The sequence below is a fragment of the Thiomicrorhabdus aquaedulcis genome, from assembly GCF_004001325.1.
Lineage (GTDB): Bacteria > Pseudomonadota > Gammaproteobacteria > Thiomicrospirales > Thiomicrospiraceae > Thiomicrorhabdus > Thiomicrorhabdus aquaedulcis.
Genome location: NZ_AP018722.1, coordinates 377,765 through 398,332, shown reverse-complemented (window position 1 = coordinate 398,332; position 20,568 = coordinate 377,765). Strand labels below are relative to the sequence as shown.

21 protein-coding genes and 1 pseudogene are annotated in these 20,568 nt (G+C 45.1%); 8 read left to right on the top strand and 14 right to left on the bottom strand.

The genetic code is table 11. The annotated features are described in order from the left end of the window. Window positions 1-31: 31 nt before the first annotated feature. Complete coding sequence (locus tag EP181_RS01755) at window positions 32-478, bottom strand: BLUF domain-containing protein (protein WP_127470131.1); 447 nt, start codon at window positions 476-478, stop codon at window positions 32-34. Between the two features lie 57 nt (window positions 479-535). Here EP181_RS01755 and EP181_RS01750 point away from each other — a divergent pair, with 57 nt between their 5' ends. From EP181_RS01750 to EP181_RS01735, 4 genes are all read left to right on the top strand, one after another. Then, window positions 536-937 carry a hypothetical protein gene (locus tag EP181_RS01750; protein WP_127470130.1) on the top strand — a complete coding sequence of 134 codons (402 nt, stop codon included), beginning with the start codon at window positions 536-538 and terminating at the stop codon, window positions 935-937. 738 nt (window positions 938-1,675) lie between these two features. After that, complete coding sequence (gene ectA, locus EP181_RS01745) at window positions 1,676-2,263, top strand: diaminobutyrate acetyltransferase (RefSeq protein WP_127470129.1); 588 nt, start codon at window positions 1,676-1,678, stop codon at window positions 2,261-2,263. Between the two features lie 12 nt (window positions 2,264-2,275). Next, the gene (gene ectB / locus EP181_RS01740; protein WP_172959659.1) at window positions 2,276-3,574 is read left to right on the top strand and encodes a diaminobutyrate--2-oxoglutarate transaminase; all 1,299 of its coding nucleotides are present in this window, start codon (window positions 2,276-2,278) and stop codon (window positions 3,572-3,574) included. Next, window positions 3,571-3,969 (top strand): ectoine synthase, encoded by a 399-nt coding sequence (locus EP181_RS01735; RefSeq protein ID WP_127470128.1) that lies wholly within the window; start codon window positions 3,571-3,573, stop codon window positions 3,967-3,969. Before ectB ends, EP181_RS01735 begins: the two co-directional genes overlap by 4 nt. Before the next feature lie 231 nt (window positions 3,970-4,200). Here EP181_RS01735 and groL read toward each other — a convergent pair whose 3' ends face one another. The 6 genes from groL to rplU form a co-directional block, all read right to left on the bottom strand. Next, window positions 4,201-5,829, bottom strand: coding sequence for a chaperonin GroEL (gene groL, locus EP181_RS01730; protein WP_127470127.1), 1,629 nt, complete (start codon window positions 5,827-5,829; stop codon window positions 4,201-4,203). 66 nt (window positions 5,830-5,895) lie between these two features. Beyond that, complete coding sequence (locus tag EP181_RS01725; RefSeq protein ID WP_127470126.1) at window positions 5,896-6,186, bottom strand: co-chaperone GroES; 291 nt, start codon at window positions 6,184-6,186, stop codon at window positions 5,896-5,898. A gap of 241 nt (window positions 6,187-6,427) precedes the next feature. After that, window positions 6,428-7,552, bottom strand: coding sequence for a glutamate 5-kinase (gene proB, locus EP181_RS01720; protein WP_127470125.1), 1,125 nt, complete (start codon window positions 7,550-7,552; stop codon window positions 6,428-6,430). 20 nt (window positions 7,553-7,572) lie between these two features. Next, on the bottom strand, window positions 7,573-8,646 hold the full coding sequence (gene cgtA, locus EP181_RS01715; RefSeq protein ID WP_127470124.1) for an Obg family GTPase CgtA: 1,074 nt from the start codon (window positions 8,644-8,646) through the stop codon (window positions 7,573-7,575). A gap of 378 nt (window positions 8,647-9,024) precedes the next feature. Continuing rightward, window positions 9,025-9,282: a 50S ribosomal protein L27 gene (gene rpmA / locus EP181_RS01710; protein WP_127470123.1), complete on the bottom strand. Its 258-nt coding sequence runs from the start codon at window positions 9,280-9,282 to the stop codon at window positions 9,025-9,027. Window positions 9,283-9,349: 67 nt separating this feature from the next. Then, window positions 9,350-9,664: a 50S ribosomal protein L21 gene (gene rplU / locus EP181_RS01705; RefSeq protein WP_127470122.1), complete on the bottom strand. Its 315-nt coding sequence runs from the start codon at window positions 9,662-9,664 to the stop codon at window positions 9,350-9,352. 233 nt (window positions 9,665-9,897) lie between these two features. Here rplU and EP181_RS01700 point away from each other — a divergent pair, with 233 nt between their 5' ends. Next, window positions 9,898-10,863 carry a polyprenyl synthetase family protein gene (locus EP181_RS01700; RefSeq protein WP_127471727.1) on the top strand — a complete coding sequence of 322 codons (966 nt, stop codon included), beginning with the start codon at window positions 9,898-9,900 and terminating at the stop codon, window positions 10,861-10,863. Between the two features lie 18 nt (window positions 10,864-10,881). Here EP181_RS01700 and EP181_RS01695 read toward each other — a convergent pair whose 3' ends face one another. After that, window positions 10,882-11,427 (bottom strand): hypothetical protein, encoded by a 546-nt coding sequence (locus EP181_RS01695; RefSeq protein ID WP_194073979.1) that lies wholly within the window; start codon window positions 11,425-11,427, stop codon window positions 10,882-10,884. Between the two features lie 351 nt (window positions 11,428-11,778). On the opposite strand from EP181_RS01695, the gene EP181_RS01690 reads away from it, so the two are divergent. After that, the gene (locus tag EP181_RS01690; protein WP_127470121.1) at window positions 11,779-12,279 is read left to right on the top strand and encodes a hypothetical protein; all 501 of its coding nucleotides are present in this window, start codon (window positions 11,779-11,781) and stop codon (window positions 12,277-12,279) included. A gap of 208 nt (window positions 12,280-12,487) precedes the next feature. Here the strand turns inward: EP181_RS01690 and EP181_RS01685 are convergent, their stop codons facing one another. The 4 genes and pseudogenes from EP181_RS01685 to EP181_RS01670 form a co-directional block, all read right to left on the bottom strand. After that, complete coding sequence (locus EP181_RS01685) at window positions 12,488-13,192, bottom strand: ABC transporter ATP-binding protein (RefSeq protein WP_127470120.1); 705 nt, start codon at window positions 13,190-13,192, stop codon at window positions 12,488-12,490. Window position 13,193: 1 nt separating this feature from the next. Beyond that, a complete protein-coding gene (locus tag EP181_RS01680; protein ID WP_127470119.1) occupies window positions 13,194-14,342 on the bottom strand; it encodes an ABC transporter permease in 1,149 nt (382 codons plus the stop codon). After that, window positions 14,335-15,483 (bottom strand): efflux RND transporter periplasmic adaptor subunit, encoded by a 1,149-nt coding sequence (locus EP181_RS01675; protein WP_127470118.1) that lies wholly within the window; start codon window positions 15,481-15,483, stop codon window positions 14,335-14,337. The genes EP181_RS01680 and EP181_RS01675 overlap by 8 nt, the downstream gene beginning before the upstream one ends. A 238-nt stretch (window positions 15,484-15,721) precedes the next feature. Next, window positions 15,722-16,164 (bottom strand): annotated as a pseudogene (locus EP181_RS01670) (RrF2 family transcriptional regulator). Between the two features lie 99 nt (window positions 16,165-16,263). Here EP181_RS01670 and EP181_RS01665 point away from each other — a divergent pair. Beyond that, window positions 16,264-17,457: an NnrS family protein gene (locus tag EP181_RS01665; protein ID WP_127470117.1), complete on the top strand. Its 1,194-nt coding sequence runs from the start codon at window positions 16,264-16,266 to the stop codon at window positions 17,455-17,457. A 96-nt stretch (window positions 17,458-17,553) separates the two neighbouring features. Here EP181_RS01665 and ssb read toward each other — a convergent pair whose 3' ends face one another. Continuing rightward, on the bottom strand, window positions 17,554-18,183 hold the full coding sequence (gene ssb / locus EP181_RS01660) for a single-stranded DNA-binding protein (protein ID WP_127470116.1): 630 nt from the start codon (window positions 18,181-18,183) through the stop codon (window positions 17,554-17,556). Window positions 18,184-18,222: 39 nt separating this feature from the next. Further along, on the bottom strand, window positions 18,223-19,608 hold the full coding sequence (locus EP181_RS01655) for an MFS transporter (protein WP_127470115.1): 1,386 nt from the start codon (window positions 19,606-19,608) through the stop codon (window positions 18,223-18,225). Window positions 19,609-19,791: 183 nt separating this feature from the next. Here EP181_RS01655 and EP181_RS01650 point away from each other — a divergent pair, with 183 nt between their 5' ends. Continuing rightward, a complete protein-coding gene (locus tag EP181_RS01650) occupies window positions 19,792-20,562 on the top strand; it encodes an SIMPL domain-containing protein (protein WP_127470114.1) in 771 nt (256 codons plus the stop codon). Window positions 20,563-20,568 lie beyond the last annotated feature (6 nt).

Genomic DNA, 20,568 nt, shown 5'->3' with positions numbered 1-20,568 from the left:
CTGCCATCAAAGTCATTGGGGCAACACATCGTTAAGCGTGATGCCTAAATGCTTCAATCAGCACTCGTGCAACGCTGGGTTTGACCCATTGATCTAACGACGTTTCAGGACAATCGAATGGTAAGTAACCATGCATATTATTCACAACAGGCGTAATCCCGTCGGCCTCAAAACTCGAAATATCATGAAACAGCATCGCCCAATCTGTAAAGTTTCTGACCATTAACGGTTTTTGATACAACGTTCGTACATTTTTGTGGCGTAAATCGCGTTGAATATTCTGATATAATATTTCAACTGTTTGAGCCGTGCCTTCAATCACTTGAAAAAACGAGCCATCTTTATATAACAATAATCCGGTAATATTATTAGCTACGTTAAATTCACGTGCCTCTTTAAGAATACAATTTAATTGTTCCAACGGTAATGCTTTAACCGTTCTACTGGTATAGGCAATTTCTATAAGGTCATTTATCACTTAATTCACCACCTGCAGATGTAATTTCAAACGTCTCTCTTTAATATTGCACTAAATATGAAAAACATTCACGAAATTCGCCGACAAAGCTGTGTTTTGTTGGTTGAACATGCAGGCTCTATGATGGAGTTTGCTCGCCAAATTGAACGAAGCCCAACGCAAGTCAGTCGTTTTGTGGGCAAAAACCCTACTCGAAACATTGGTGAAAGGCTGGCTAGACATATTGAACGCTGCTTTTGCATTTCTGAGTTTTGGTTAGACATTGACCATAGCTTTTTAGACCCACCAGAATTCTCTGGGTCTAAAGAAATGCTTCCTGATAAACATGAGCAACTTCACGCGATTTTAAGCGATATTTTACTTGCCGATCAGAGCAATAAAATTGACGAAGTAACGTACAATCAATTACTTGAAATTGCTAAAAACAATAAACCCACGGTAAAACCTAAAGCGGATTAACTCAAATTAACACTCTGAATAAGACAATTAGATTAATTATGTATCAAATTGGTACATAATATACCCAGCCCTTAAAGCCTTGTCAATCCTTTGTACCGGCATTTTATTTTTTAATAGCCCTGCCGCGCCCGCTAAACCGTAAACCTTATTTAAAATACCTGAACTTATACGTGCCAATATTTTCAACAGTCAACTGACCAGGCCTGGTCAATTTACGGCTGAAAATATTTGCTTTTATAAAGACTGCTTAGTAAAAAACACCCAATCAAAACACATTTAATTACACAATCACGTCTTATTTACGCCTTGTATTAAGCCGGCAAACCACCCACGCTTTAATGACTGCCAACCCTTTAATTATAGGCGCTTTTAAAGGGTTTAAAGCCTTTCTTAAAACCACTCTTTAGCAGTCTAAATAACAAGAATATTAGCTAACATGTTGATAAATAAATTTATTTTTGTTATGCTTTAAAAGAATCAACTCAACCACAAAGGTTTTTTATCTTTTTTTTAGCAGTAGAACATTCCCCGTTACTTGCGTTTAAACGCCCCTCTTTTCTTGATTATGGCTGGTCTAATGTATTCAAACGGCACGCCCTCAAAGAACTTATTACGCGACACCTTTGGATTCTTCATTCAATCATATATCAATATTGCTTTTTGCCTGTTTTAGGCAATGAACCGCACCGTAAAACTCTCCATCTTAGTAAACACTCACTGAATTTTTTGTAGGAGAACATGACTCACAACACGCATCCACAGATTCATTTTAGACCACCCGTTTTGAACGATGGCGCGGCCATTTACCAATTGATTCAATCGTGCACGCCATTGGATTTAAACTCACACTATTTGTATTTACTGCAAGCGTCGCACTTTGCCGATACGTGCATGGTGGCATTGAAAAACAAACAGGTAGTTGGCTTTGTTTCGGCTTATATTCAACCCAACAACCCAACAACCCTGTTTGTTTGGCAAGTTGCTGTGGCACAGTCTATGCGCGGCCAAGGGCTAGCTAAAGCTCTGCTTAATGCCCTATTACAGCAACTCTTTTGTACAGCACCACTTGGTGTCAGCAATACAACCAATGCAACCAACCGATTTGCCGGCATTACCCAACTAACTTGCACCATCAGTGATTCCAACAAGGCTTCGCAGGGTTTGTTTGCTTGGTTGGCTCATGCGCACAATCTGCATTTAACCACCGAGCCTTTTATTGAACGCTCGCACTTTGGTGAACACACCCATGAAGCCGAAACGCTTTATATCCTTTCCTCGCCAACCCATCAACCGTTAGTTACCTCACTTTTGGGTAACTTTTCTTAAAGGAATCTCCTTATGTCATTGTCTATTTTTAACGAATACGAATCTGAAGTTCGCGGTTACATCCGTTCTTTTCCAACCATTTTTGCCACCTCTACAATGGCCGAAATATGGGACGAATCGGGTAAACGTTATATTGATTTTTTTGCCGGTGCGGGCGCGCTAAATTATGGCCACAATAACCCTCTTATCAATGACGCGGTTATTGAATATTTGCAACACAACGGCATTGGTCATGCGCTGGATATGGGAACCATTGCCAAACGTTCGTTTATTGAAGGTTTTGTAAACCACATTCTTAAGCCCAGAAACCTCGAATACAAACTGCAATTTGTTGGACCAACTGGCACCAACGCCATTGAAACCGCTCTAAAAATTGCCCGTAAAGTTAAGGGGCGTAAACAAGTCATCTCATTTACAAATGGTTTTCATGGCATGTCAATGGGATCACTGAGCATTACCGGCAACCGTTATTACCACGATGAAAGTTATGGCGTGCCTGGCTACACAACCCAGGTGCCTTTTCATAATTATTTAGGCGATAAAGTAGACACGATTGCCTATCTGCACAAAATTTTAAGCGATGATTCGAGCGGAACCGAATTGCCTGCTGCGATTGTGCTCGAAACCATCCAGGCCGAAGGGGGCATTAATGTCGCCGGCCCGCAATGGCTCCAAGCACTGCGTAAGATTTGTGATGACTTTGACATTTTGCTAATAGCCGATGAAATTCAAGTAGGTAACGGGCGTTCTGGTGACTTTTTTAGCTTTGAAAGAGCCAATATTCAACCCGACATTATCACGCTTTCTAAATCGATTGGCGGCGGCCACCCTATGTCGCTGGTATTGCTTAAACCTGAACTCGACAAATGGTGTCCAGGAGAACACTCAGGGACTTTTAGAGGCAATAATTTGGCCTTTGTGGCTGCAACGGTTGCCATTAATCACTACTGGTCTGATAAGACCTTTTCTCAACAAATTAAAGAAAAATCACGCCTGGTTGAACAGCGTATGCAAAATTTAGCGTTGAGCTTTGCTCCGCACATTCGTGAAATACGTGGGCATGGCATGATTTGGGGTGCCGAATTTAAAGATGCCAGTCTTACCAGCGAGATTTGCGCGCAAGCCTTTTTAGACGGCTTGGTTATTGAAACCGCCGGCGCAAGCGGCGATGTTATTAAGTTTTTAGGCCCCTTAATCATCACCGAAGCCTTAATTAATGAGGGCTTTGATGTCTTAGAACATGCTACGGCACAGGTATTAGAAAAACGTCGCTTACAAGCACAATCACCTCAAGCAGGAGTCTCTTTATGATTGTTAAAAACCTATACGATGATGTTATTGGCACAAGTGCAGACGTGGAGTCAGCGCAATGGAACAGCCGACGTTTATTACTGGCAAAAGAGGGCATGGGATTTTCGTTGCACGACACCTTGATTAAACCCGGTGAAGCATTGCATCTATGCTATAAAAACCATTTGGAGGCAGTGTATTGTATTGCCGGTGAAGGTGAGATTGTAGAGAAAAAAAATGGCCTAACGCATCCCATACGTGAAGGCACAGTGTATGCACTTAATGAACATGATGCTCACATTTTAAAGGCCAACAAGGGCGTTGGCATGCGCATGGTGTGCGTGTTCAACCCGCCCGTTACGGGTCAGGAAACCCACGACAAAGATGGCTCTTATGCAATCGCTTTGACTGAATAAAAACTGAGCACGGGTGCAATACATGGGTTGGCACCCTACATATGCAAACGGACAAAGTGTTCTATTAACGCATTCGCAGACAAAAAAAATCCCGCAACCAGTGCGGGATTTTTTTGTGCCGGATTTAAGAATTTAAACAGCTTTTAAACAGCTTTTAAACAACGCTTAAATACATTTTAAACACAGCGTGCGTGTGTAATGCGCATAGGATTTGCACCCTATAACAGCAAATTACATCATTCCGCCCATTCCGCCGCCCATGCCACCTTCGGATGAACTGCCGGCTTTAGCCGGTAAATCAGCGATGGCCGCGCCAGTGGTTAACACCAAGCCTGCAACCGATGCGGCATTTTGCAAAGCCGAACGTGTTACTTTAGCTGGGTCAATAATACCCGCTTCTAGCATGTCGCAATAAATTTCTTTTGCCGCGTCAAAACCAAAGTTGCCTTCGCCTTCCATTACTTTGTTTACAATCACAGAACCTTCTAAACCACAGTTGGCCGCGATTTGACGCATTGGTTCTTCCATTGCACGCAGAGCAATTTGAATCCCGACGTTTTGATCGGCATTGTCGCCCACTACGTTAATTCTTGACTTAGCGCGCACTAATGCAACCCCACCGCCTGGTACAATTCCTTCTTGAACCGCAGCACGCGTGGCGTGTAAAGCATCGTCAACACGATCTTTTTTCTCTTTCATTTCCATCTCAGTGGCCGCACCCAATTTAAGGACAGCAACTCCACCAGACAACTTAGCCAAACGCTCTTGCAGTTTTTCTTTGTCGTAATCAGATGTTGTGGTTTCAAGTTGTGATTTGATTTGCGCACAACGACCTTCAATTTCAGCTTTTAATCCCAAGCCATCAATTAGCTTAGTAGAATCTTTACCAACTGAAACAGTTTTAGTTTGACCTAAAAGGTCTAACGTTACGGTTTCTAACGACAAGCCAACTTCTTCTGAAATCAATGTCCCACCGGTTAATACGGCAATGTCTTGTAACATCGCTTTACGACGCTCACCAAAACCAGGCGCTTTAACAGCCGCTACGCGCACAATGCCGCGCATGTTGTTAATAACTAAAGTGGCAAGTGCCTCGCCATCTATGTCTTCAGCAATAATCAACAGTGAACGACCGGCTTTAGAAACGGCTTCAAGTGTCGGCAACAATTCACGAATGTTAGAGATTCTTTTGTCGTGCAATAAGATGTATGGATTGTCTAATTCAGCCACCATTTTTTCTTGGTTGGTGACAAAATACGGTGATAAATAACCACGGTCAAATTCCATCCCTTCCACTACCACCAACTCGTCGGTTAATGAAGAACCTTCTTCAACTGTAATCACGCCTTCAGTGCTCACGCGTTCCATCGCTTCGGCAATCATCGCGCCAATGCTTGAATCGGAGTTGGCTGAAATAGTACCTACTTGCGCCCAAGACGCTTTGGTGGTGCAAGGCTGTGCCATTAATCTGATTTGCTCAACGACCGCTTCAACCGCTTTGTGAATACCACGGTTAAGATCCATTGGGTTCATACCGGCCGCAACCGACTTCATGCCTTCACGGACAATGGCTTGCGCTAATACAGTGGCGGTTGTGGTACCGTCACCGGCCACATCGTTGGTTTGTGAAGCCACTTCTTTTACCATTTGTGCGCCCATGTTCATAAACTTGTCTTCAAGTTCAATTTCACGCGCCACAGAAACACCGTCTTTGGTCACAGAAGGTGCGCCAAACGATTTTTCTAATACCACATTACGGCCTTTTGGCCCTAAGGTTACTTTTACTGCGTCGGCTAGAATGTTAATCCCTTCAACCATTTTTTCGCGTGCATCCATTCCGAATCTGACGTCTTTTGCCATGTTGGGTTTTCCTTTAATTCTGTTGTAGTAAGTTCTATCAATCTTAAAAAGTGGGGCGTAAAATTCTTATCCCACGATGCCAATAATGTCATCTTCACGCATCACCATTAAAGGCTTGCCGGCATCGTCTTTTACTTCTTGACCAGAGTATTGGCCAAAAAGAACTTTATCGCCTACCTTAACGGTCATTGGAATAATCGTGCCATTGTCAGCCACTTTACCTGGGCCGGTCGCAACCACTTCGCCAATAGTCTGCTTTTGTTGTGCAGAACCCGGTAACAAAATACCGCCAGAGGACTCTTTAGCCTCTTCAACTTGGCGAATTACGACGCGATCTTGCAAAGGTTTAATGTTCATCAGGTGTCTCCTATTAACAGTCATTGAAATAAATAATTGGATAATAAATTTTGGGAACGCCAGACGGGTTTAGCACTCGTCATAGCAGAGTGCTAACAATTTTAGCCATCTGCGCATTCAAGTCAACTCAATATAGACATACAGAACAATATTCAAGGTTTTTGACGCAAAAACAGCGTATAAAAGACGTTAACCAGGCCTGGTAGGAATTGACCAGGTCTGGTTACAAGATAGAAACGCGCTATTCAGACAGCACTAAATTATCACGGTGAATTAACGACTCATCGTCTATGTAGCCCAAAATGGCTTCAATTTGTGAGCTCAATTTACCTAAGATTTTTTGCGATTCGTTGGCGGGATAATTCACCAAACCGCGCGCCACTTCGCGGCCTTGCAAGTCACAGCACACCACCATCTCACCGCGCTGAAACTGTCCAATTTGCGATTTAACGCCAATGGGCAATAAACTTTTACCCGAGGTTTGCAACATGGCCACCGCACCGTCGTCCAACACCAGCGTGCCTTTGGCTTGCAAATGTCCGGCCAACCATTGCTGGCGTGCAGTTAACGGCTCTAAATCAGGAATTAACAACGTACCAAAGGCTTGTCCCGAAAACAATTTGGGCAAAATGGCCGGTTCGCGTCCCGAAGCAATTAACGTGGCTGTACCCGAACGCGCCGCGCGCTTAGCGGCCATCACTTTGGTGTACATGCCGCCTTTGCCCAATGCACCGCCTTCTGGACTGGCCATCGCCTCAATGTCTTTGCGACTGACTTGCGCCTCCATAATCAGCTTGGCGTTGGGATTTTGACGTGGATTGTCGTCGTACAAACCTTGCTGATCGGTCAAGATAACCAAAATATCCGCTGCAATTAAGTTGGCGGTTAACGCCGCTAAGGTGTCGTTGTCGCCAAAGCGAATTTCGTCGGTTACCACCGTGTCGTTCTCATTAATAATGGGAACCACTCGGTATTCTAATAAGGTTTGAATGGTGTTTTTAACGTTTAAATAGCGTTTGCGATTGGATAAATCGTCGTGCGTCATTAAAATTTGTGCGGTGCGAATGCCGTATTTGGCAAACTTAGATTCGTAGGCCTGAATTAAGCCCATCTGCCCCACAGCGGCGGCGGCTTGTAACTCGTTAAGCGCCGAAGGACGCGCCGACCAACCCAAACGTTGCATGCCTTCGGCCACCGAACCCGAAGAGACAATCACCACTTCAACACCGTGTTGTTGCAGCTCAACAATTTGCGCCACCCATAACTCAAGCGCGTCTAAATTTAACCCTTGACCGTCGTCGGTTAACAGGGCACTGCCCAGCTTAACCACCCAGCGTTTAGTTTGCTTTAATTGTGAACGATTCATCCTGTCTTGCCGCCCGCACTTTAAAAATCAAAATCTTCATCTACCGGCACGCTGGCACGCATCGGCTCTTCTTCGTCGTCCACTTTGCGGTTGCGCTCTAACGCATAGGCAATGTCTTGCACCAATTTAAGCGTGCCTTGACGTTGTGCGGCTGATACTTGATACACCGGACCTTGCCACTTAATGTCACTTACAATACGCTCGCACAGCGCACGCGCTTCGTCTTCTGGCAATAAGTCGATTTTATTAAGCACCAACCAGCGCTCTTTATCCAATAACTCGTCACTGTATTTTTCGAGTTCTTTTTGAATAATTACAATATTTTGTGCCGGGTCAGAGGCGTCTTCGGGCACGATGTCCACCACGTGCAGCAACAAGCCTGTACGCGATAAATGCTTTAAAAACTGAATGCCTAAACCAGCGCCTTCGGACGCGCCTTCAATCAAGCCAGGAATGTCGGCAATTACAAAACTCGACTCTGGTGACACGCGCACCACCCCCAAATTGGGGTACAAAGTGGTAAACGGATAGTTAGCCACTTTAGGACGTGCCGCCGAAACGGCACTGATTAAACTCGACTTACCGGCATTGGGCATACCCAATAGACCCACATCGGCCAAAACAATCAACTCAAGCAATAAATTGCGATCGTCGCCGTCTTCTCCAGACGTGCATTGGCGCGGTGTACGGTTTTTACTGCTCTTAAAGTGAATATTGCCTAAACCGTGACGGCCGCCTTGAGCCACCAAAAGGGTTTGACCGTGTTCGGTCAAATCGCCCAACACCTCATCGGCGTCCACATCGGTAATTTTGGTGCCTACGGGCACGCGGATCACCAAGTCTTCACCCGCGCAACCCGACTTTTGCTGTCCCATGCCCGAATGGCCATTTTGCGCGCTGTAATGTTTGATGTATCTAAAATCAACCAACGTATTTACGTTACGGTCGGCAATTAAATAGATACTGCCGCCATCGCCCCCGTCACCGCCGTTTGGCCCACCAAAAGGAATGTATTTTTCACGGCGAAAACTAACCACGCCGTTACCGCCGCGACCGGCTTCGACACGGATAGGGGCTTCATCTACAAATTGCATGTTACTTCCTTTTTTTGAGTTTAAAACGTGAAACGGGGCAAATTAAATACCCTAACTTTAGCCCGAATATTTCACAAAATTGACCGATCTTGCTTGCTCCTTGATTCCACAAAAAATATTTTCTCAGTTGGCCGTAATCATGGATACGGCACGCCTTCGAAAATTTCCTTTTGAAACCAATGCTCTGCGCAATCTCAGCACAAATTCATGAAACATTCGAGCCAGAAAACCACCCAAACCTATGCGTATTTAACCGTATTAAAAACCTATTTAAAGGGTTTTTAAACGATTTTTAAACTCACCAGGCCTGGTTATGGGAATAACGCATACAAAAACGCCCCGTCAATGCGGGGCGTTTTCATTCAAATTGAACCTGAATTATTCAGAAACAATTGTGACGAAGGTACGTAATGGCTTACCTTTTTTAACAAAAGCAACTTGACCAGCCGCTTTTGCAAATAAGGTATCGTCTTTACCGCGACCAACGTTTACACCCGCGTGAAATTTAGTTCCACGTTGACGAACAATGATGCTACCCGCTGAAACTTCTTGACCACCAAACGCTTTAACACCTAAACGTTTTGCATTGGAGTCACGACCGTTTCTAGTACTACCTGCTGCCTTTTTATGAGCCATGGTATAGTCCTTTTATTAACAGTGCTGCCCCCTACTCAGAAGCAACGCCTGTTTACGTTCAAATTAATTAAGCTGAAATCTTGCCGATTTTAACTTCAGTATAGTTCTGACGGTGGCCTTGCTTAGTTTTAGATCTGTTCTTACGACGACGGAACTTGATGATGGTTACTTTTTTGCCACGACCGTTTGATTCAACGGTTGCTGCAACTTTTGCACCTTCAACAAAAGGCATACCAACTTTAATGTCAGCGCCTTCACCCACCATCAATACTTCGTCAAATTCAACTGCATCGCCTGCTTCTACATTCAGAGATTCAATGCGTAATACTTGACCTTCGCGAACTCGATACTGCTTACCACCGGTTTTGATTACCGCGTACATGGAACTTCTCCCGGATTCTAAAAATTCTGGTTAACTAGCCAATAATGGCAAAGGCGAAATTATATAGACTTTTTAAAAATAGGTCAAAATTATTTATCAAAAAAGCGTAAATAATTGCGTGTCTAAATAAAAAACCCCAATCCACACCATCCAAAACCTAGTATGCGTCCTGCATTCATACTAAAATAGCCGCCTTGCCATTATCTATGAGTCGGCCAACTGGCCAAAAGCCTATGACGTTATCTGAAATCCGTGCGTTAGTTCAAGACGATATTGACGCTGTTGACCAACTCATCCTCCAACGTCTGTCGTCGGACGTGGTGCTCATTAACCAAATTGGCCACTACATTATTAACAGTGGCGGTAAACGCTTACGTCCATTATTGGTTTTGCTGTGCGCGCGCGCCTGCGGTTATCAAGGCTCGCACCATACTCTTATGGCCGCCGTTATCGAGTTTATTCACACCTCAACCCTTTTGCACGACGACGTGGTGGACGAATCAGACACTCGCCGTGGCAATAAAACTGCCAACGAAGTCTGGGGCAATGCTGCCAGCGTACTGGTGGGTGACTTTTTGTATTCACGTTCGTTCGAAATGATGGTTGAACCAGGTCTATTGCGCATTATGCAAGTGATGTCGCAAGCCACTAACGTGATTGCCGAAGGGGAAGTCTTGCAACTGCTTAATTGCCACGATGCCGACACCACTCAGGCGCGCTACATGGAAGTGATTCACCGCAAAACCGCCAAGCTGTTTGAAGCGGCTACCCAAATGGGGCCTATTCTGGCTAATCAGCCACAACTAGAATCGGCATTTATAGACTATGGTCGCCATTTAGGCGCGGCGTTTCAATTAGTGGACGACGCCTTAGATTACACCGCCAACGAAGAAGAGTTAGGCAAAAATATTGGTGATGACTTAGCCGAAGGCAAGCCTACTTTACCCATTATTTTTGTGCTCGAAAACGGCAGCGCCGAAGACAAAGCCATTGTGCGTCGCGCCATTGAAACTGAAGGGGTTGCGCTATTAAGTGAAGTTACCGATATTATTAAACGCTCTGGTGCAATTGCGTTCACCTTGCAACGCGCCCAACACGAAGCCACATTGTCTAAGCAGGCTTTAAACGATTTACAACCCAGCCCCATTAAAACCGCTTTATTGGCCTTGGCCGATTTGGCGGTGAATCGCACGCATTAATCAACGTTAAAACCGTTGTTACAGATGCGGCGCTACGATTCTTTTTGGCAGTTGTTTGGCGTGTTTTTTTATCACTTGGGCCACTTCGGCCTCCTGGCGCGCCAACTCTTCTTGAGCTATTTTTGCTAAATACTCTTCTTGCTCTTGTTCTATATAACGCTTATACAAATCCAAATTAGTCAACTTAGTTTTGCTCCAATCTATACGCCGCAACAACCAACGCACCACATACCTAATAACGTGTGCTTGCTCGTGACTGGCGTACAAAATCTCTGGCGTGCTGCGGTAACCGTGCAAGCGCTCCACCACAATTAATTGTTGCTCTACGTCGGGTCTAATTCTAATAAATCCCGATTGGGTTTCGTCAAAACTGGTGCTGTAATAAAGTCGCACCACCTTATTCATGCTAAAAACTGCCTTGGCCAAAATGGTTGACTCGTGCTTGCCGTTAACACCCACCGTGTGAATAAAAATGTTTTGCGTCATAATCTGGCGCAAAAAAACTTCAACATCGTCAAATGGCACCTCTTGAAGGCGCTCTTTTTGATGTGCCGAATCGAGCATAAGCTCATCCGAACGCTTTTCTAATTGGGTAAAAAATACTTTACCGCTGGTGAAACTGGCTTGGTGCTTTTCATTTAAGCCTCCTACTCTAAACCATCATTTACAAATGCCCTTACATCGCATCTCAAATAACCAAACCGCGTTATAAACCCTGTGTTTATAACGTATCGACACAACCACCAAAATCTTAATAAGCTTAAACAAATAAACCTCACCAGGCCTGGTATAAATACACCAAGTTAATTAAATGCCAATATAAGTTTATTTGATGATGACGAATTTTATGCTAGTATGTTTACCAAGAGTGAATAAAAACCACTCATTAACCATATAATTTATAAGGATAAAATCATGCATAAAATATTATTAGTTGCCGCCTTAACAAGCTTAACGCTCTCTCCCGCTATCAGCCATGCTGCTGAAGCTGGTGCAACGTGTGAAAAAGTTCAGCCTAAAATTGAATCGATTCGCGCCAACCTTCACAGCAACTACATGCCAAACTTTATTCCAGTCGTAATGATGAACCAAGAAGCACTGAGCTTAACCGCTGAACAGTGCACTAAATTGACTGCGTTTAGAGATGACAAAGCCGCTAAGGGCAAAATGGTCATCGAAAAAATCATTAAACTAGAAGCCGCTGCACACGACGCTGCTTTAGCCGGTGAAGACTTAGCCGCAATGAAAGTACGTCACGCCGAAATTGCTGAGTTGCGCGCTAAAATCATGGAAGGCAAAATGGCCTGCCACCAGTTTATGAAAAAGCTCTTAACCGAAGAGCAATACACTAAATTAATCAAAGAAGTGTACCCAGCAATGCGCACCAAAATGCAAGAGCGCATTGCGGATAAATAATCGTACATAAGCCCTGCCCGCAACGGCCAAGTCCATCGAGCGCAAGACCAATGGACTTGGCCGTTTTTGTTTGTAAACATCAAAAACACCCCCATCAAACCAAAAATGTAAACTTGATGCAATGGTAAAAACCTTTCTCATCACACTCTCTAAAATCAAAGCTATTGATTGAGGCCTTTGCACGAGTTAACGGCGCTCGCATTAACGGTCAGGCAAGGGATAGGTTTGCATGCGATTCTACCAAACCGTCTACAATTTTGAGCACTCTATCGCAATAAGGCAGCAGGCGGTCATCGTGGGTGACCATAATAATCGCCACGGCTTGTTCTTTGGCCAGTTGTTTTAACAGTTGCACTACACTGAGGGCGCGTTCAAAATCTAGGGCGGCAGTAGGTTCGTCGGCCAAAATGATTTGTGGTTGGTTTGCGAGCGCCCGGGCAATGGCCACTCGTTGGTTTTGCCCACCCGACAAATCGCTGGATTGGGCGTGTAGTTTGTCGCCCAGCCCTAAATAGTTGAGAAGGTCGATGCTTCTTTGGGTAACGATGGCCTCATCTTCATGATTATTAAGTGGCAGCAGGCGCACATTGTCCAACACATTTAAAAAGGGGATGAGATAGTGCGCTTGAAAAATAAAGCCAATTTTTTCGCGGCGAATGGCGCGGGTGTTGCGTGTGAGCCAGCGGTTGTCAAACACCTTTTCTTCGCCCAGCCAAATTTGACCGCTGCTGGGTTCAAGCACGCAGCCAATCATCATCAAAAGGGTGCTTTTACCTGCGCCACTGGGGGCAACCAAAGCCACCAACTCACCTTGATCAACCGAAAAATTGGCGCCCTTAATAATGTCGCTACGATTATCACCCTCGCCAAAATGTTTGTAAAGGTTTTCGATCTTAATGCGGGTATTTATCATCTTAACCACCAATAGCCGTTGAAGGATCGGCTTTGACTACTTTATACACGCCAACCAAAGAGGCTAATAAAGACGCGGTTAAAATCACGCTCAACAACATAAATGCATCTGGCCAAAGTAACAGGACTTTTTTGGGGAAATTGCCGTGAATCAAATAGGCAAACAGATTGCCAAAAGCAAAAGCGAGTGTGCCTAAAATAAGGGTTTCTTGCATAATCATCTTAATAATTTGATAGTTAGGAATGCCGATGAGTTTCATAATGGCAATTTCTTTCATTTTTTCCAAGGTCATGGTATAGATAATCAGACCGATGATAATGCCACTCACCACCACTAATATTAAGGTAAAGAGTCCTATTTGTTTAGAAGAGCGTTCGATCACATTGCGGCTTAAGATTAGGCTTTGTTGTTCGTGGCTGTAAACGGTGAGGTATTTCCAACCTTGTATAAAATGAATGACCGCATCCGGTAAATAACCAGGCTTTAAACTGGCAACAATCGTATTGACCAATTGTGGCGTTTTGTCCTGAACACCGCGTGCTCTATCGGCGCGGATTTGGGGGTTGGAATATGAAAATTGCATTTGTTGCGCATCTTTTAAGCTCACATAAATAATAGGGTCGCCACTGGAAGACACGGTTCCTTGCGTCAAGCCCACCACGCTATAAATTTCTCGACCGATGGCTATTTTTTCACCCAACTTTAAACCTGTTGTATCAGTCACTACCATTTCATAATGTTGCGCGTGCAGTGAACGGCCTTCTATTAAGCGGCTAGGATTGATGATGGGATAGTCGCCCATCGGGTCATAGCCAACCGCTAGAACTCGAACGGCTTTTTGTTGGCTGTCAAAAACTTGCAGGTTTTGAAACGTGAGTGCCGCCGTTTTATCGATGCCTTCTAGCGCTTTTAAAGAGTCCTCAAGATCACGATACAGCCTTGAAGATTCGGCAAATGGCCCCAGCGTGTCTTGCTGCACAATCCATAAATCGGCGTGAATGTCGTTGAGTAAAATGCGTGCATCTTCCACCATGCCACGATAAACCCCAATCATAATGAGCACAATGCCCAACAACATGCCTACGCCCATCGCCGTGACCAAAAATTTGCTTAGCGTGTGTTGAATGTCTTTGTAGGCGAGATTAATCATGGTAAACATTGGCGCCGTTATACAGTGGCTTTTTACTTTTATCAGGTTTTATAACTTGCGCATCAGCGGGCAGCTGGGCATTAAAAGCAAATTGATGATCATTGGCGGCTAAAAACTCGATGGCAGAAAATTGTGCTTTGTTGCGTTGCACCCACCAAATGCCTTGTGTTCCTTGGTAGTAACTTAAGGTGGTGTTGGGTAAAGTAGCCACTTTTGGCAGCGTGTGGGTAAGAATTTGCACCTTGGCTTGTTCTTTTAAAAACGCCTGTTTTAAAGGTTGGTCAAACCCAATATACACCACACGCTCTAGGGTGACCGGGTCACTTTGAAAATCTACTCGCTTTACTTGTCCGCTAAGCACTTGATTGGGCAAAGAACGCAAAACAATTTTGGCCATCTGACCTACCGCCAAAGTGCCGCTGATGCGTTCATCAATATAGGTTTTTACCCACAAAGATTGGGGGTCTAAAATATTAAGAACCGTCTGGGCCGCCCCTACGGTTTGCCCAGCCTCGGCCAGGCGTTCTATAACAATACCATCAACCGGACTAACCATTTTTAATAACGCTAACTTGGCTTGAATGACTTCTAGGCTTTTTTGCACGCGCTGGCTTTCGAGTTGGGTCAACTCCAAATGGGTTTTGGCCATTTCTAGGGCAACTTTAGATTGCAACATTTGACTGCGTGCCTGGTCAAATTGCTCTTTAGAGACATTGCTTTTGACTAACATTTGTCTGTAACGTTCAAAGGTGAGTTCGTTAAAATCGAACTGTTCTTGAGACACTTTAAGTTCTTGCTGGGTAAATTGAGTTTCCAACTTGGTTTTGGCTAGGATGGCTTTCGCTTCATTGAACGTGGCATTGAGTTCGTTATCGTCCAATTGCGCCAATAACTGATTAGGGCTAACCCGACTCCCTTGGTCGGCATACACCCCTAATAATCGCCCTGTAACCGGAAAGCCCAGCGGATAAATAAATTGGGCATCTAAGTTGCCGATGCCCGACACCCACACGTCAAAATCTTGTTGAATAGGTTGGGTTGTTTGGTAAGTAGATTTGGGCAAAAAAATTTGAGTGTAAAACAACACAGCCAATAAGCCTACCCCCAACAAAGAAACCCCAATACGCCAATATTTGATCATGTTAAAAGTTCCTTTAAATTATTAAAATCTTATGCGACCTTGCTTGCACGGTAGCAGGCCTGGTCAATTTTGTAACACTGTTGCGCCTGAATATAATGCGCGCTGTGCTTGCATAGATTGAGCCAATAAGCATACTCATGGCTAAAAACACCCTAAAATGAACAAGGTCATGTCAAACTAATCACGGCGTTTTAATAAAAACGAAGCACAACCGCGCGCTGGGTATCGTTGAAAAATTTCATAGCACACGCTCCGTCGTTAATCGGTTAAGTGAAAATTCAACCGGTCGCATACTTGGCAAAATATCGGCCAAGGTCACCTGTTCTAAATACGTTAAAAAGTGCCCATTGGCCTGCCATAAAAAACGCTTTAACGCACAGCCTTGGCCTAACACGCAGGGTGGCTCAAAACAATTTATCGGGTCTAGCGTGGTTTCCATGCGCTCTATAACAGCACGCAAGGTAATGGACTCGGAGCTTGCGCCAACTTAATGCCGCCATGCTTCCCGCGCAAAGCACTCACGTAACCGTGCTGTACAAGTTTTTGCACCACTTTCATTAGATGACTCTTTGAAATAGAAAAATCACTGGCAATGGTTTGAATGGTCGCCCACGACTCGGGCGCGGTGCCTAAATAAATTAAGACTCTAAAAGCAAAATCGGTCTGTTTGGTCAGTTGCATAACGGCCTCCTACGCGGCGTTTAAAGACTAGATTTGACAGAATACTAAAGATTCAAATAAGATGCATCTTTTATAGTTCTAATTTTTTAAGGAAAAACCATGTTTCACACCGTCTTTGAACGTGCTTTTAGACCTTTCTTTTTAGGCGGTGCGGTGTTTGCGCTGGTCGCTATGTTTATGTGGACTTGGCAGTTTACCCATCCCAGCCTAGCGTTTTCCGGTTTAAGCTCGGTTGACTGGCACGCTCATGAGATGATTTTTGGTTATGCTCTTGCTATTGTGACGGGCTTTTTATTAACCGCCGTTCTTAATTGGAGTGGCATGAACTCGGCGCGAGGCCTGCCGCTGGCGGTTATTTTTACGCTATGGGGTTTAGCACGTTTAGGCTATTTAATAAATTTGCCCATCGGCTGGATTGCACTGTTTGATTTAGGCTTTAACGCGGGTTTACTGGCCTTGTTTGCCTGGCCTATTATTAAAAAACGCCTGTGGACACAAGCAGGCCTGGTCGGTTTGTTTGCCGCATTACTGACGCTTAACGCGCTATTTTATGGGCTGATTATGTCGCCTTCAAGCACGAATTTAAGCACGCTGGCCAACATTCTAACCGCCGGGCTGTTTGTCATTTTAGCCATTAACCTCACGATGATGGCGCGGATGATACCGTTTTTTACCGAAAAATCGTTGCAATTAGCACCCCTTAAACCGCAGAACTGGCTGGATAACGCCGCCATGCTGGGTTTTTTAGCGCTTATGTTGGCGGTGATTATTTGGCCCAACCTTCTGGTTACGAGCCTGTTGGCGTGGGGCGTGAGCGCGTTGTTTGCCTATCGGGGCGTGCGCTGGTACCAGCATAAAATTTGGACACAAATTTTATTATGGCCGCTGCATTTGGCTTATGGGTTTATCACCTTAGGTCTTATATTATTAGGCTTTGCCCATTTAAATTGGCTGAGCACCAGCCTAGCCATTCACGCCTTAGCTGCCGGCGGGGTTGGGCTTTTGTGCTCAGCGATGCTGGCCAGAATAAGCCTTGGACACACACAACGTTCTATTTTGCAGCCACCAAGTCTTAGTGTGCTGGGTCTTACACTGGAGCTTAAATGGGTGTTTATCGCACTGACCTTGGCGGCGGTATTGCGCGTGATTTTTCCGCTGTTGTTTGCCAAGCAAACCCTATTATGGATTCAACTCAGTCAATTTAGCTGGATGGCCGGCTTTGCATTATTAATCGCACTGTATTGGAAAATACTCATTCGACCAGGCCTGGTCAAACCCAATAATTTGTTTTGAAGTTTATTTTAAGACCTTGCACATGAACATCCTAAAAACGGCAAAGCCTGCAATTTGCAGGCTTTGGAAATTTAACAACACACCATCAAGTATACGTCAGAATGGCACATCGTCATCGTCAAAATCATTTGGCGCGTACGCTGGTGCGCGCTGTGGTTGTGGTGCCGATTGCGCAGGCTGCCCCCCAAAACCTTGCCCGGCGTGACCCATTTGATTGTTCATTGGATTGCCCATAGGAGCTTGCTGCATGGGTTGCTGATAGTGCGGTTGCATCCCCTGATTTCCGGCGTTTGGATTGCCCATGGGCGCGGCTTGTCTGGCCGGTGGTGCTTGGTTAAAACCAGATTGATCAAACGCCGTATCACTTTGACGACCACCGGTATTGCCACCGAGCATTTGCATAACACCCTCGTAACCGCTTAACACCACTTCGGTGGTGTAACGGTCTTGGCCACTTTGATCTTGCCATTTGCGGGTTTGCAATTTACCTTCTAAATAGACTTGCGAACCTTTTTTAAGGTATTGCCCAGCAATCTCGGCCAACTTGCCAAAAATGCTGATGCGATGCCATTCGGTTTTTTGCTGTTTTTGACCCGTGGCTTTATCGTTCCACTCTTCGCTGGTGGCCACGCTTAAATTGGCAATGGCGTTGCCGTTGGCGGCGTATTTTACTTCTGGATCAGCACCCAAGGTGCCGACTAAAATTACTTTGTTAACTCCACGCATCGTGTTCTCTCTCTCGTTTATAAAACCGGTAATGGGACTTTATCGACTTTGTTCAATGTATTGAATCAAACCCGCTTCATTAATAATTTGTCTGTCTACTTTAAAATAGGCGCGCTGTTCATCTGCGCGAATTACCGCTTCGTACACACCGTCAAACGCCAACATTTTTTGTTCTAATAACGCGACGTCTTCTGGCTGCACCACGCCAATGGCGACCGAAGCGATGCTTAATGGCAAGGGTTTTTGCATGCTCATAGCGGCTACAAACCACATAAAGCCAATCAGTGCGGTAAATGCAAAGACACCATTATAACCGTAATGCTGATAAAAATAGCCTCCCAAAACACCGCCTACCGCCGCGCCTAAAAACTGGCTGGTGGAATAAACACCACTGGCCGTGCCTTTTTTATCGGCGGGCGACAGCTTAACCACCAACGACGGCAGTGAGGCTTCAAGCAAATTAAACGCCGTAAAGAAGATAAGCAGTAACGCAAACAGTGACCAAAAACTTTGCCCAAAAAACAAAAAGCCCAACTGCGATAAGGCTAAAGTAAGCACCGCACCGACAAACACAGGCTTCATACGGCCACGGCTTTCGGCCTGAATAATAAACGGCACCATCAGCGCAAACGACAGCAGCATGACCGGCAAATACACATGCCAATGGTCCATCACCACTAAACCGGCCGAATCACGTAACGTTAGCGGCACCACCACAAACATGGCCGTAAGAATGGCGTGCAAAATAAACACGCCCATGTCCAAACGTAATAATTGTTTGTTTTGCAAAATTTCTTTAAATTGACCCACGTCGGTTTGCGCTTCACGTTGAAACACTTGGTTTTTTATTTGTGGCACACCCAACCAGGTGACGACCATACCAATCACGGCCAACAAAGCGATCGCCCAAAAAATCCCGCGCACGCCAAACCACGAGGCCAAGATGGGGCCGGCCATCAGCGACAGCGTAAACGACAAACCGATGGTCAACCCCACAATCGACATGGCGCGCAATCTAAATTGCTCGGTCACCAAATCGCCCACCGAGGCCATTAACACCGCCGCAACCGCGCCCATTCCTTGAATAGCACGGCCAATAATCATCATTTCAATCGAGCTGGCTAAAGCGCAAATAATCGAGCCCAGCATAAACACAAACATCCCAACGATGATTAACGGTTTGCGACCGTATTTATCGGACAACATGCCATACGGAATCTGCAAAAAGGCTTGGGTTAAGCCATAAATCCCCATAGCCAAACCAATCTGCAGACCGGTAATATTGCTAAATTCTTCTTCGGCAAACAGCGCAAACACCGGAAAAATCATAAACAGACCCAGCATTCGCGTTGAAAAAATGCCGGCTATCGAAAACGTCGCGCGACGCTCAAGCGGGCTCATAGCGTTGGGTTGTGGGATAGACATGAACAGGTCCTTTTGGTTCAAAAGCCAAACCCATTTGCCAATAACAATGGATTTAGCCAAATACGCACTTAAATTTAAACCAGAGATTATAGCATTATCAATTTGAATTATTTTTGTGAGGGCTATAATTAAGTGTCTGATGGTTATCACCGGCTTACAACACGACTTAAAGGAGTTTTAAACATGACGCACACAGTTTTATTACACCGATTCTCAACTCGATTTTTACCTAACGTCCTTTTTAATCTCTGGCCGCTTCGCGCGCGCTTAGGGCTTGCTGGCCTTTTTATAATCGCCACACTCCTTCATACACCAATGGCTCAAGCCAACGAGCCGCTTGGCCACAAAGTCGATTTTACCGTGACCCACAGCGAGTCGGTTGATAACGACCGTTTAAGCGTGCAGTTTCATCGCGTGGCGCAAGGCGATAGCGCGCAGGCCGTCGCCGACAGCATTAATCCGGCGATGCAGCGTGCGTTGCACATTTTAAAAAGCTACCCAGACATTACCGCACAAACGTCCAATTACTCGATTCACCCAGCCTACGCTAAAAACAATCTTATCAGTCACTGGAACGGCCAGCAAACGTTAACCATTGAATTAGACAATCAACCAGGCCTGGTCAAAGTGTTAAGCGAACTGCAACCGCACGTCACTTATCAGTCCATGCAGTTTACCGTTTCAAAAGCTCGCACAGAGTCGCTGCTTGAGCAATTTACCACCCAGGCGATTAGCCGTTTTAAACAGCAAGCCGAACTCATTCGCCAAAGCTTTGGCGCGCAAAGCCTGCGCATTTTGCACAGTCAGATCAACACATTAAACGACGGACTTATGCCTCAACCCAGATTTGCACGCGCCGAAATGAGCCTTGCAAGCGCCGCACAGCCCGCGCTAGAGTCGGGCAAAAGCACGCTGGGTGTGCAAGTGTCCGGTACGATTCTTCTGCTTGACTGATTCGGT